Genomic DNA, 12,126 nt, shown 5'->3' on the forward strand with positions numbered 1-12,126 from the left:
GCCTTCCCCGGCAAAAGCTGTTGACCGGGGAAGGCGTCGTCGCGTTAGGTCTGGAAGGTGACGATCAAGCGGACCAATCCGGGCGGACTGCACCCGACGCCTGGGTATCACCATGTGACGAAGGTTCAGGCGGAGACGCTGATCTACCTGGCCGGGCAGTGCCCGCTGCAGCCGTCGGGTGACCTGGCCGCGGGCGGGCTCGAGGGCCAGACCGCGCAGGTGATTCGCAACATCCTGACTGCGCTCGAGTCCGCCGGCGCCTCCCCGGAGGACGTCGTACGGACCGTCATCTATGTCGCCAGCCCGCTGCGCGAGGATCTCGCAGCCGTCTGGACGCAGCTCAACGCATCGCCGCTCGCGCCGGCCTTCACCTCGGCCAGCACGCTGCTTGGTGTCGCCCAGCTGGGCTTCCCGGGTCAGCTCGTCGAGATCGACGTCACGGCGGCTTTGTGATCGTCCCCGCCGAGGTCGTCGAGTACGACCCGCGCTGGCCGCTGTGGTTCGAGGAGATCCGGGCGCGACTCACGCCGTACCTGGGTGACCTGCCACACCAGGTCGAACACGTCGGCAGCACCGCCGTACCAGGGCTCGCCGCCAAACCGATCATCGACGTGGACGTCGTGGTCCCCGCGGCCGAGCTGGTGCCGCCGGCCATCGAACGACTCGTTGCCGCCGGCTACCACCATGAAGGCGACCGGGGGATTCCTGGACGGGAGGCCTTCGCGCTCCCACCTGATGCCGACCACTACTACCATCTGTACGTCGTTGTCGAAGGCAACAAACCGCACCGGGACCACACCGTGCTCCGCGACCACCTGCGGACGAACGCCGCCGACCGGGAACGGTACGCCGTCCGCAAGCGCGAGCTCGCACATCTGCTGACCACGGACCGCCCGGCCTACGTCGATGGGAAGTCGGCGCTGGTCGAGGAGCTGATCGCTACAGCTGGTGGTTCGCTACCAGTCGGCGGTCCGCGTCGTACCGGGTCCTGAGCTCCGTCAGCCGGCTCCAAGCGTCAGGCTCGTACGCCTCGCGCAGCTCGGCCGGAGTCGTCCAGGGCATCGACGAACCGGTCGGCGCGGAGACTTGTGCGGGGTCAACTTCAGGGGAGAACTGGCTCTGCTGCTGGATGTGTCGGTGATGTGGGCGGAGGTCCGGGATCCGGCCTAGCTGGTGAGGTTCGGGTGGCTGGGGTGCAAGGTCGACAGGAAGTGTCGGTTCAGCGCAACTGGTCGGCGGAGGTATTCAGGCGTGAAACCGGCCGGCCCGGGCAGGGCCCGGCCGACACTTCCTGTCGAGCTGCACCACACCGGCCCACACCACCGGGTGCCCCAGGTCACCGGATCTGGGTCCATCCTCCGACCAACACACGCAGACCGCCGACCACCCACGCCGCGACCCGCGAGCGCCATTTGAGAGGAGAACCCCGCAGATGCACCCTTCTCCCGCCGCATTCCGAGGGGGAAGGGACCAGATCAGGGGAGAACCCCGGATATGACCGCGCCGGTTCAGGCCGTTCGTCTGCGGCGGGGTTGGGTGCGCGGGATCAGGGTCGGATTGGTGTTGCGGTCGACGGCGTCGCGGTCCACCACGACTCTCTCGATGTCGTCGCGGCTCGGTACGTCGTACATCACCGGGAGGAGGACCTCCTCGAGGATGGCGCGCAGTGCGCGGGCGCCGGTGCGGCGAAGGAGGGCGAGGTCGGCGATCGCCTCGACCGCGTCGGGAGTGAACTCGAGGTCGACGCCATCCAGGCGGAAGAGCTTGCGGTACTGCTTGACCAGGGCGTTGCGCGGCTCGGTGAGGATGCGGACCAGCGCATCGCGGTCGAGCGCGGGGACCGTCGTGACGATCGGGAGCCGGCCGACGAACTCGGGGATCAGGCCGAACTTCACCAAGTCCTCCGGCATCACCTTCGCCGGTGACGACTGCTCGATCGACGGGCCGAAACCTGCGCTCGTCGGGCGGGTGCGGCGGGCGATCAGTTCCTCGAGGCCGTCGAAGGCACCGCTGACGATGAACAGGATCCTGGTCGTATCGATCTGCAGGAACTCCTGCTGCGGGTGCTTGCGACCACCCTGCGGCGGGACGGAGGCCGTCGTACCCTCGAGCATCTTCAGCAACGCCTGCTGGACACCCTCGCCGGAGACGTCGCGGGTGATCGACGAGTTCTCGCTCTTGCGGGCGATCTTGTCGATCTCGTCGATGTAGATGATGCCGGTCTCGGCCTTGCGGAGGTCGAAGTCGGCGGCCTGGATCAGCTTGAGCAGGATGTTCTCGACGTCCTCACCGACGTACCCGGCCTCGGTCAGCGCGGTCGCGTCCGCGATGGCGAACGGTACGTCGAGCATCCGGGCCAGCGTCTGCGCGAGGTGGGTCTTGCCGGAGCCAGTGGGTCCGATCAGCAGGATGTTGGACTTGCCGAACTCGACGTCCGTGCTCTTCGCCCGATGCCGTTTGTAGTGGTTGTAGACGGCAACGGCCAACGCCTTCTTGGCCTCGTCCTGGCCGATCACGTAGCTGTCGAGGAACTCCCGGATCTCGCGCGGCTTCGGCAGTCGCGCGGGCAGGTCGTCGCTGATGTCAGCGAGGTCCCCGTCGACGATCAGCTCGTTGCACAGCTCGACGCAGCCGTCGCAGATGCACAGCGGGCTGGGGCCGGCGATCAGCTTGCCGACCTGCTGCTGACTCTTGCCGCAGAACGTGCACTTCAGCACCTCGGCCGCCATCGGCACCGCCTTCTCGGATGTTATGATCATCCAGATGATAGCAACATCTGGGTGCTATCGTGAGGTCGTGAGCCGGTTGAGCAGGGCGGAACTGCAGCTCCGCAACCGGGCGAAGGTGCTGGCCGCGGCCCGGGCGGAGTTCGCCGAACACGGCTACCGCGACGCCACCATCGACCGGATCGCCGCCCGCGCCGACCTCACCCGCGGCGCCGTCTACTCCAACTTCCCCGGCAAGCGCGCGCTGTACTTCTCCACCCTGGTGGACGCCGGTGCTCCAACGACCGGCGCTCGCGACGTGGGCGGCGGTCCCGGTGGCCGCGGCGGACACGGTGCCGGTGCTCCCGGTGGCCGCGACGGACCTGGTGCAGGCGGTCCCGGCACCGACGGCGGACCTGGTGCCGGCCGACCTAGTGCCGGTGGTCCCGGTGCCGGTGGTCCCGGTGCTGGCGGGCGGGCTGTGGCGCGTCACGCTGCGACCGCCGACGGTCTCAGCGCCTTCGCGGCCGCCTGGCTCGATCAGCAGCACCCCGGTCCGGATGTGCTGACGGAACTCGCCGACGTCGGCACGCCGTACTCCGGGCTCCTCGATCTGAACGCCGTACTCCTCGGCCTCTCCCTCGACCGGTCAGCCCCGGGCGGCCTCGGCCGGATGATCCGCGTCTCGCGGCTCGCGCTCACCTTGCTCACCGGCGCGAGCCAGCTGACCTCGGCCCCTGGGTTCGTCCAGCCCCTCGATGTCGCCCGGGCCTGCGCCTACCTCACCGGTCTCGACCTCGACGACCCGTGGATCCCGCCTCCGACCTCTCCCGCGATCCGGCCGGCGGAAGGGCCGTGGTCGCCGCCGTCCGTGATCGACGAGGTCCGGCACCGCCCGGCGGACCTCGACTCCCCCGGCGTGGTCGCCGTACTCGGCCTGAATCGCCTCAGCGCCGCGGAGGACGTCGTACGGTCGGCTCGCGGCATGATCACCATCGCCCTCGTCTCCAGCCATCCCGACGAGCTCGGCCCACTCGCCCGCTACACCACAGGCAGTCTCCTTAGTTGCCTGCAGCAATCACCCCCTCGGGTGCAGCTCGTCCACGACGAGGACGGCATACTCGCGTCCGCCCTCGGCTGCGACGTGATTGGTGACGACCTCGAGTACGCCGCCGCGATCGCCGACGGCCGGATCCTCAGCCGGGCTGAGGGCTTCGGCGGCGCGTACGCCGTCGCTCGGAGGTGACGGTCGTTCAAGCGAGGATCAGGCCGATGCCGAGCGTCAGCACGCCGAGCGCGAGGGACGCGGCGCCGAGCCAGAGGACCCAGAGGAACTGATTCGGCTGGGTGCGGTCCTGGCCCGCGGACGAGGCGAAGAAGCCGCCGGACATCAGGATCGCCGCGGCCGGAATCGCCAGCCGGGCGACCCACAACCAGAACCCGGTCAGGCTGGTCTCGTCGACGTACAAGAGGCCGACCAGGCTGAGGATGACCAGGACGCCGGCATGGCCGTGACCGGCCCGCGCGAACGACTTCTGGAAGTCCGTCATCGGCACCTGACCGCGGACGATCCTGGTCATGAAGTAGCCGCCGAACTGGATCGTGACGATGGTGAGCAGGACCACCCCGGCGATGATCCGCGACGAGTCGGTCATGAGTACACGTTCTCCTTCGGTTCTGCGTGGTTGGCGAGCGGGGCGCGGGTCGCCGTACGGGCCACCCAGACCGCGACCGCGAGATAGAGGATCTGCTCCGGGATGCGCTGCCACAGCGGCGTCGCCTCGCCGCCCGCGAACGGTACGTCGGCTACCGCCGCGTGGATGTTTGCCGGCAGCAACGCCACGAACAGGGCGGCCAGCGCGTAGCCGGCGGTCCAGCGGGTCACGGTGATCACGAGGCCGGCCGCGCCGAGCAACTCCAGGACGCCGGTGAGATACACGAGCGAGTCCGCGAACGGCAGGAACGGCGGCACCATTCGCACCATGTCAGCGTGGTTCGGCATCGCGGTCACGTCGGCTGGGACGAAGTGCGCGCTCGCGGTGAACAGCAGCATCACCGCCATTCCGTGCGCCGCACTCGCCGGCCAGGTCGCGAACCGCCGGACCCCAAGCGCACCCAGCGCCCGGAACGCCAGCGTCGTCAGCACCAGGACGAGGGGGATCATCGGTCAACTCCTTCTATGGATAGTTGAGGTATCCGTTTATGGATACTGATACTATCCATCACAGGCGAGAGGAAGGCAAGCGGAATGCGAATCGGGGAACTGAGCAAGGTCACCGAGGTCCCGGTGCCGACGATCAAGTACTACCTGCGCGAGGGCCTGCTGCCCGCGGGCGAACTCAGCAGCCCGAACCAGGCGTCGTACGGCGAACCCCACGTCCGCCGGCTCCGGCTGATCCGTGCCCTGGTCGAGCTGGCTCAGGTCCCGGTGGCGCAGGTCAAGGAGATCCTCGAGTCACTCGACTCGGACGCCGTACCCCTGCACGAACAGATCGGCCGCGCCCACCGCGCCCTCACGCCCACCCGCAAACAAGCCGCCTCCGAAGAAGCCCGCGCCGCCGCCACCGCCCAGGTCACCGACCTCATCACCCGCCGCGGCTGGTCCGTGGACCCCGACGCCCCCGCCCTCTCCACCCTGATCGAAACCGTCGCCGCCCTCCGCACCCTGGGCCAGGACAACCTCGTCACCTTCCTCGACGCCTACGCCGAAGCAGTCGAACGCTTCACCGAACTCGAGATCGACGCCGTAACCACCAACCCCACCCGAGACCAGTTGGCCGAATCCGTGGTCATCGGCACCATCCTCGGCGAAACCCTCATCTCCTCCCTCCGCCTCCTAGCCCAAGAATCCATCTCAGCCGAGCGCTGGTCGTCGACCTAGAGAGCTTGGGCGACGTGGGGCGTACGACGGAGGGCGCGCACGGAGATCCAGATCCCGGTCGTGAAGGTACCTTCGGGCGCGGAGGGTTACTGGGGTGCGCCCCGGTCTGGAGTGGGGAGCTGGGTCAGGTGGTAGGGACCTTGAACACGTTATTTCGTGTCCGCGGTCCCTGTTGGGTGTTCACGGCCCCCACGTCGCGACCGGCGCGCGCCACAGCGTCGGGCGTCGGCGTGGTCGCGGCGAGTTCGTCGAGTCCGCGTGTGCCACGGGCCTCCGGCACTCACCAACCTCAACTGACCGCCTCCAGCTCAGCGTGCGCAGTCAGGTTCTCGGCCGGAAACGGCAGGTTTGTGAGTGCCGACGGTCCGGGCCGGCTACCCAACCTCACGAACCAACTCTGTGAATGGCGATGCGACCGAGCGACCTTGCAGCAGGCCCTGCGGCGGTCAGGCTTTGAGGCCGGTGGTCATTGCGGTGGCGGTCTTCTGGGCGATGGCGCAGCCCCGATGGCTTGTGGGACCTCGACAATCAGCCGTCGTGGGCCATGTCCACAAAGCGCGAGTAGTGGCCCTGAAAGGCTACGACGACGTCGGCAGTCGGGCCGTTGCGGTGTTTGGCGACGATGAAGTCTGCTTCGCCGGGGCGGGTGGACTCGCGCTCGTAGGCATCCTCACGGTGGAGGAGGATTACTACGTCGGCGTCCTGCTCCAGGGAATTGTGGACAGCAATGCCTTCGGCTACGAAGTTGTGGGTGCCTAGGACGGTGGCGTCGTACACCTCCTGGTCGCCGAGGCTTTCGATCGACGTGATGGTGTCCCAGAAGATGTCGTTGGTGGCGAGGACCTCGAGGTCCGCGTTGTCGAGGATGTCGGCGACCTTGGCCAGGCGTTGCCTACTCGGGGCGTGCTTCCACATCGTCGACCCGGAGAACTTGGTGCCCATCGCCGCCGCGAACTCGCGATGGCTGACGTTGCGCTCGGCAAGGACTTCGCGGACCCGGGACCAGATTTCCTTCGGCACCGTGTCGAGGTTGGTGTTGCCCTTGACGTCGCGCAGGGCTGTCGCGACCTCCAGCACCTTCAGGCCACGCAGACCGTGTACGCCGATCTGGTCGCAGAAGCGCAACTGGTTCTCGGCGCCGTAGATGAGCAGGTGGTACGAGTCGGGGTAGCCCTCCTTCTTCACGGTGTTGATCCGGCTGAAGATGTTGTGGCGGAGGAGGAGGCGGGCGAGGTCGTCGACCAGGCGGCGGCTCGTGCTGGTGTAGTAGATCCGCGCCTGCCCGGTCTTCGCGTCCCACCGGACGGACCCATCCGTTGCCCAGAGGTGGCGGATGAAGTGGGCGACCTGCTCCTTCGGCAGCCCGAAGATGCCGGCCGGGATGAACTTCTCGTGACTGCGTAAGCCGAACAGCCCCAGGTCGTCGAGCCAGGCGGCGATCGGGTTGCGCTTGCCTGGGGCCAGTCGGTACGGCGCGGGCAGGCGGAGACTGGTCACGCGAGCGGCGGCGTACTCGTCGCGGATCGCCGTGATGCCGAAGCGCCAGTGAGCGGCCTCCGAGACGGCTGTGAGGTTGGCCTCGTCGATGCTCGCGTAGCGGATCGGCTGGCGCTTGACGAAGGAGCCGTCACCGAGCAGGTGTGCGAGCAGCGTGATCTCGTCCTCGTCCCACGGCTTGAGCTCGAGCGGTGGTGGGACATGCCGGAGCGATCCCAACCGGGAACCCGGGACCAGCTCGCCCAGCGGCTTCCAGCCGTCGTACGTGAGGAACGGGTGGTTCGCGGTGGCCTTGATCTCGCGGCCGGAGGCGAGCTTCAGCCGGAAGACCTCCTTCACGCCGCTCGGGAAAGCGTGTGTGAGCGTGCGCGGCACCAGCTTCAACCGGTCATCCAACGACCAAACCGGAACATCCCGCGCGTCCGTCGCCAGCAATTCGCCGAGCGAGATCTCCGCACCGGTGTCCGCGCGCAACAGCCGGGTGTCCGCGGTCAGGCAACCCGATTCGCGGAGGTCGGAGGCCATGGGGCGTTTGTCGGAGCGTTGTTCGGAGCCTCGGTTCAGCTGGCAGATGGCTACTACGGGGAGTTCCAGTTCTTTGGCCAGGAGTTTGATGGAGCGGGAGAACTCGGAGACTTCGAGTTGGCGGGACTCGACCTTCTTGCCGGACGTCATCAGCTGGAGGTAGTCGATGACGATCAGGCGCAGGTCGTGGCGTTGTTTGAGGCGGCGGGCCTTGGCGCGGATCTCCATCATGGTGAGGTTCGGCGAGTCGTCGATGAAGAGGGGGGCCTCGGAGACCTCGCCCATCTTGCGGGCCAGGCGAGCCCAGTCCTCGTCGGTCATCTTGCCGTTGCGCATGTGGTGCAGCGGGACCTTCGCCTCGGCCGAGAGCAGACGCATGGTGATCTCGTTGCGGCTCATCTCGAGCGAGAAGATGCACGAGGTCAGGCCGTGCCGGATCGACGCGGAGCGGGCGAGGTCCAGGCCCAGGGTGGAGTTGTGGGTCGGGACCATCGTCTTGCCGGCCAGGTACAGGTGGTCGGGGTTGTCCACCTCGACGCAGCGCACCGGCACGCTGTCCACAGCGTCGATCCACTCGATCCGCCGCTCCCCCTCACCCGACAGCGCGGCCGGAAAACCGTGCCCGGTGATCTGGCGCGGCGCTGACCCAGGGATCGGCGGTGTCAGCCCGGGACTCGCGGACATCGCCGTGTGCAGGTCAGCGGTCGTGCAGACCACCGGGCGGCCGCCGTCCTCGACCACCCACTGGTGCTCGGCGTCGGCGACGATCGTGCTGCCATCGGAGAAGGACAGCCGGAAACACGGCCGGTCCACCATCACCTCGGTCGCCGCGACCACCGTGGTCGGCTGACCGTTGACGTCGAGGAGCTGATCGCCGACGGCGACCTCGCCCATCGTGGTCCAACCGGACGGCGTCGGCAGGGCGGTGTCGAGGGCGAGCGCCTTCCCCATCGCGGGGCGGGCGGCGACGATGATCATCTGGCCGGGGTGCAGCCCGTTCGTCAGCTCGTCGAGATCGGTGAACCCGGTCGGTACGCCGACCATCGCGTCGCCACGGGAGTCGATCGCCTCGATCTCGTCGAGCGCGCCCTCCATGATGTCCTTCAGCGGCGCGTAGTCCTCGGTGGTCCGCTTCTCCGTGACGGAGTAGATCTCGGCCTGGGCCTCGTCGACGACGTCGTCGACCTCACCCTCACCGGCATACCCGAGTTGGACGATCTTGGTGCCGGCCTCGACCAGGCGGCGCAGGATCGCCTTCTCCCGGACGATGTGCGCGTAGTACCCAGCGTTCGCCGCGAGCGGGACGGAGGCGACCAGAGTGTGCACGTACGGCGCGCCGCCGATGCGGGCCATCTCGCCCCGGCGGTTCAGCTCGGCGGCGACGGTGATCGCGTCGGCCGGCTCGCCCCGCGCGTACAGATCGGTGATCGCGTCGAAGACGATCTCGTGGGCCGGGCGGTAGAAGTCCGTGCCACGCAGGGTCTCGATCACGTCGGCGATCGCGTCCTTGCTCAGCATCATCGCGCCGAGCACGCACTGCTCGGCCGCCAGATCCTGCGGCGGCGTGCGGTCGAAGCCCATCTCCGGGTTGCGCTCTTCCTGGCCGCCGCCCTGTCCCCCGCGGAACTCCGCCACGCTCACTTCGCCCGACCTCCTCGCCGCCCGACCACCGAATGCCGGGCTCGAACACCTGATCGAATCTTAGCCCTGCCCGCCGACACTTTCCGCCCCGCCAGAACGAGGGTCCCCCCGGCGCCATCCGCAGGCGGGCTCGCCCCCGGGACTGCGGGCGGACGGCGTCAGTCACGCGACCGTACGCCGGTCTGGTCACCCGGTGGTAGCCGGTCGTCCACAGGGGGTGTGGACGAACTGTGGGAAACCCCGCGAACGGGTGTGCACAGGTTGGGCACAACCCTGTGGATATCTGGGGACAAAGGTCCACAACATCCCTCTGACCTGCGCTTTCACTCATTCACAACTGTGGAGAAGAAAAACTTCGCGTCCTTTTTCCGGAGTGCGGGATCCGGCGCTTGTGCACAGCCGAAGTCAGGCACAATAGGCCGCATGCTCATGACATGCCGCCGTCTCCAGCCGGCGGCACGGTGACGGCATGGTGACGGGCCGGACCGGACTGCGTCGACTGATCGGGGTCCAGGACAAGGAGATCCTCCGGCTCGCGGTTCCCGCGTTCTTCGCCCTGGTGTCGGAGCCGCTGATGCTGCTCGCGGACTCGGCGATCGTCGGGCACCTCGGCACGCCGCAACTCGCCGCGCTCGGTGTCGCGGGGACGATTCTGCAGACGCTCGTCGGCGTGTGCGTGTTCCTCGCGTACGGCACCACCTCGTCCGTCGCCCGCCGGATCGGAGCCGGTGATCACCGCGGCGCCCTGGCCCAGGGGATCGACGGACTGTGGCTGGCTTTGCTGTTGGGCGTCGTACTGGCGCTCGCCGGGCTCATCCTGGCGCCGACCGCCATCGCGGCGTTCGACCCATCCGCGGATGTGGCCGGTCACGCGGTGACCTATCTGCGGATCTCCTGTTTCGGGATCCCGTCGATGCTGCTCCTGCTCGCGGCGACCGGCGTACTGCGCGGTTTGCAGGACACCAAGACCCCGATGATCGTCGCGATCAGCGCCAACCTCGCCAACATCGGGCTGAACGTCCTGCTGGTCTACGGCCTCGACCTTGACATCGCCGGCTCGGCACTCGGTACGGCGCTGGCCCAGACCGCCGCCGGTGTAGCACTCGTCGTGGTGGTCGTCCGCGGCGCCCGGCGCGACGGCGCCAAGCTGCGGCCGGACCGCCCCGGCATCCTCGCGTCGGCGCAGATGGGCGTGCCGCTGATCGTCCGCACCCTGACGTTGCGCGCGGCAATCATCCTGCTCGCCTTCGTCGCCACGGCCTTGGGTACGACGTCGGTCGCGGCACACCAGGTCGCGTTCACCCTCTGGTCCTTCCTGGCCCTCGCGCTCGACGCGATCGCCATCGCCGCCCAGGCACTCACCGGTCGATCGCTGGGCGCGGGCGACGTCGCCGGCACTCGGGCGATCACCCGCCGGATGATGTGGTGGGGCCTGTTCTCCGGACTGATCGGCGGCCTCGCTCTGTGGGGTCTGCGCGACCTCTACGTTCCCTTGTTCAGTTCGGATCCAGAGGTACGCAGTACTCTCGCCGCCGTACTGGTCGTCGCCGCAATCTGGCAACCGGTGAACGGGGTCGTCTTCGTCCTGGACGGCGTACTCATCGGCGCGGGCGACGGACCGTATCTCGCGGTGGCCGGCGTCATCGCGCTCGTGCTCTATGTACCGCTGGCGCTGTGCGTGCTGTGGCTCGGCGGTGGCATCGTCGCGCTGTGGTGGGCATTCGGTGTTTACATGCTGCTGCGGCTGCTCACCCTGATCACCCGCGAGCGCGGTGACGGCTGGCTGGTGACCGGGGCTACCCGCTGACCCCGGGGTGCGGCATCGTGGAGCCGGAGGAAAGGAGCGGCATGGCCGACACCGACGACGAGCAGACCATCGCGCTCGAGCCCAACCACGCGCAGGGCGACGACGACACCGGGGCCGCGAGTGAGCGGCACGGCGCCCGCGCCTCGAAGCGGGACGGCGAGCGTCCGGCCGCTGTGGTCGGGCTGACGCCGGAGGAGGAAGAGGCCCGCCGCCAGGAGGAGCTCGACCAGGCCCGCAACGAGCGGATCGAGCTCGCGGCCCGGGACGAGCGGGGGCTGGAGGAGGTCCGCGAGCGGCGCGAGGTTCTCGATGCCACCGCGGAGACCACCGAGGCGATCCGGCTGGCCGAGATCGCCGAGTCGGCCCGCGACCGCTACCGCCGCGACGCCGGGACGGAACGCCGGCAGGCCACCAGCTACTGGGCCCACGGCAATCATCTGCTCGACGAGGCGGCCGCCAGACCCGACGAGCCCGGCGCGGACGCCACCGCCGCGGCCGGCCGTCGCTATCAGCGCGCCGCCGTCCGCGAGGACCGGGACGCGGACCGCGACGACGGCATCGCCGATCGGTACGACGAAGAGGCCCGGGAGCGACGCGGTGAGGCACAGCCGCCCGCCAGCGAGGCCGTCCGCAACCCACCGGCCGAGGCACCACGCGCCCGCAAGTTCGTGCGCAAGCAGCTCAAGCAGAAGGTGCACGACCGAAGTACCCAGCCCGACATCGGATTAGGTGACTAAGGCTCGATCTTCTGGACGTGGATGATCAGTAGGTTCGCTGCGACCACCACGACGAAGATCACGGCGAGCAGCGGGTGCCCGAGGCTCCACAGCGCGGCACCCGCCAGGCCGAAGACGACGACCTTCACGATCGCCCGCACCACCGGAGTACCGCGGGACGCGGTCGGCGCCGCGAACAGTCCCCACAGCACCGCGGCGACGACCGGCAGGCCGATCGCGAGCAAGAGCTTCAGCGGCGTACTGGAGACAGCCTCCCAGCCCCACCAGGCGAAGATGCCTAGGGCAACCAACTCGGCCAGGAAGGCCAGCAGCAGGTTGCCCCATTTCCACATC

The 12,126-nt window shown here is 68.5% G+C and carries 11 protein-coding genes; 6 read left to right on the top strand and 5 right to left on the bottom strand.

Going from position 1 to position 12,126, the window contains the following annotated elements; translation table 11 throughout:
- Positions 1-57: 57 nt before the first annotated feature.
- Positions 58-453, top strand: coding sequence for a RidA family protein (locus tag OG558_RS10615; protein ID WP_405070063.1), 396 nt, complete (start codon positions 58-60; stop codon positions 451-453).
- Positions 450-992 (top strand): GrpB family protein, encoded by a 543-nt coding sequence (locus OG558_RS10620; RefSeq protein WP_405070064.1) that lies wholly within the window; start codon positions 450-452, stop codon positions 990-992. Before OG558_RS10615 ends, OG558_RS10620 begins: the two co-directional genes overlap by 4 nt.
- Positions 993-1,508: 516 nt before the next feature.
- On the opposite strand, the gene clpX is transcribed toward OG558_RS10620, so the two are convergent.
- On the bottom strand, positions 1,509-2,729 hold the full coding sequence (gene clpX, locus OG558_RS10625; RefSeq protein ID WP_405072141.1) for an ATP-dependent Clp protease ATP-binding subunit ClpX: 1,221 nt from the start codon (positions 2,727-2,729) through the stop codon (positions 1,509-1,511).
- Between the two features lie 67 nt (positions 2,730-2,796).
- Here clpX and OG558_RS10630 point away from each other — a divergent pair, with 67 nt between their 5' ends.
- On the top strand, positions 2,797-3,951 hold the full coding sequence (locus tag OG558_RS10630; protein WP_405070065.1) for a TetR/AcrR family transcriptional regulator: 1,155 nt from the start codon (positions 2,797-2,799) through the stop codon (positions 3,949-3,951).
- 7 nt (positions 3,952-3,958) lie between these two features.
- On the opposite strand, the gene OG558_RS10635 is transcribed toward OG558_RS10630, so the two are convergent.
- A complete protein-coding gene (locus tag OG558_RS10635) occupies positions 3,959-4,360 on the bottom strand; it encodes a hypothetical protein (protein WP_405070066.1) in 402 nt (133 codons plus the stop codon).
- Positions 4,357-4,869 (bottom strand): hypothetical protein, encoded by a 513-nt coding sequence (locus OG558_RS10640; RefSeq protein ID WP_405070067.1) that lies wholly within the window; start codon positions 4,867-4,869, stop codon positions 4,357-4,359. Before OG558_RS10640 ends, OG558_RS10635 begins: the two co-directional genes overlap by 4 nt.
- An 84-nt stretch (positions 4,870-4,953) precedes the next feature.
- On the opposite strand from OG558_RS10640, the gene OG558_RS10645 reads away from it, so the two are divergent.
- Positions 4,954-5,586, top strand: coding sequence for a MerR family transcriptional regulator (locus tag OG558_RS10645; protein WP_329483024.1), 633 nt, complete (start codon positions 4,954-4,956; stop codon positions 5,584-5,586).
- Between the two features lie 528 nt (positions 5,587-6,114).
- Here the strand turns inward: OG558_RS10645 and OG558_RS10650 are convergent.
- The gene (locus OG558_RS10650; RefSeq protein WP_405072143.1) at positions 6,115-9,189 is read right to left on the bottom strand and encodes a replicative DNA helicase; all 3,075 of its coding nucleotides are present in this window, start codon (positions 9,187-9,189) and stop codon (positions 6,115-6,117) included.
- A gap of 529 nt (positions 9,190-9,718) precedes the next feature.
- Between OG558_RS10650 and OG558_RS10655 the strand changes: the two genes are divergently transcribed.
- A complete protein-coding gene (locus tag OG558_RS10655; protein WP_405070068.1) occupies positions 9,719-11,056 on the top strand; it encodes an MATE family efflux transporter in 1,338 nt (445 codons plus the stop codon).
- Between the two features lie 41 nt (positions 11,057-11,097).
- Positions 11,098-11,793 (top strand): hypothetical protein, encoded by a 696-nt coding sequence (locus tag OG558_RS10660; RefSeq protein ID WP_405070069.1) that lies wholly within the window; start codon positions 11,098-11,100, stop codon positions 11,791-11,793.
- On the opposite strand, the gene OG558_RS10665 is transcribed toward OG558_RS10660, so the two are convergent.
- Positions 11,790-12,125 carry a YrdB family protein gene (locus tag OG558_RS10665; protein ID WP_328524762.1) on the bottom strand — a complete coding sequence of 112 codons (336 nt, stop codon included), beginning with the start codon at positions 12,123-12,125 and terminating at the stop codon, positions 11,790-11,792. The two genes, OG558_RS10660 and OG558_RS10665, sit on opposite strands and share 4 nt — an antisense overlap.
- Position 12,126: the final 1 nt, after the last annotated feature.

Origin of the sequence: Kribbella sp. NBC_01510, assembly GCF_045040325.1 — a bacterium.
GTDB lineage: Bacteria > Actinomycetota > Actinomycetes > Propionibacteriales > Kribbellaceae > Kribbella.

Coding starts and splice junctions, on each gene's coding strand:
- clpX (WP_405072141.1), bottom strand. CDS start 2,729: ATGGCGGCCGAGGTGCTGAAGTGCACGTTCTGCGGCAAGAGTCAGCAG.
- OG558_RS10635 (WP_405070066.1), bottom strand. CDS start 4,360: ATGACCGACTCGTCGCGGATCATCGCCGGGGTGGTCCTGCTCACCATC.
- OG558_RS10640 (WP_405070067.1), bottom strand. CDS start 4,869: ATGATCCCCCTCGTCCTGGTGCTGACGACGCTGGCGTTCCGGGCGCTG.
- OG558_RS10645 (WP_329483024.1), top strand. CDS start 4,954: ATGCGAATCGGGGAACTGAGCAAGGTCACCGAGGTCCCGGTGCCGACG.
- OG558_RS10650 (WP_405072143.1), bottom strand. CDS start 9,189: ATGGGCTTCGACCGCACGCCGCCGCAGGATCTGGCGGCCGAGCAGTGC.
- OG558_RS10655 (WP_405070068.1), top strand. CDS start 9,719: ATGGTGACGGGCCGGACCGGACTGCGTCGACTGATCGGGGTCCAGGAC.
- OG558_RS10660 (WP_405070069.1), top strand. CDS start 11,098: ATGGCCGACACCGACGACGAGCAGACCATCGCGCTCGAGCCCAACCAC.
- OG558_RS10665 (WP_328524762.1), bottom strand. CDS start 12,125: ATGTGGAAATGGGGCAACCTGCTGCTGGCCTTCCTGGCCGAGTTGGTT.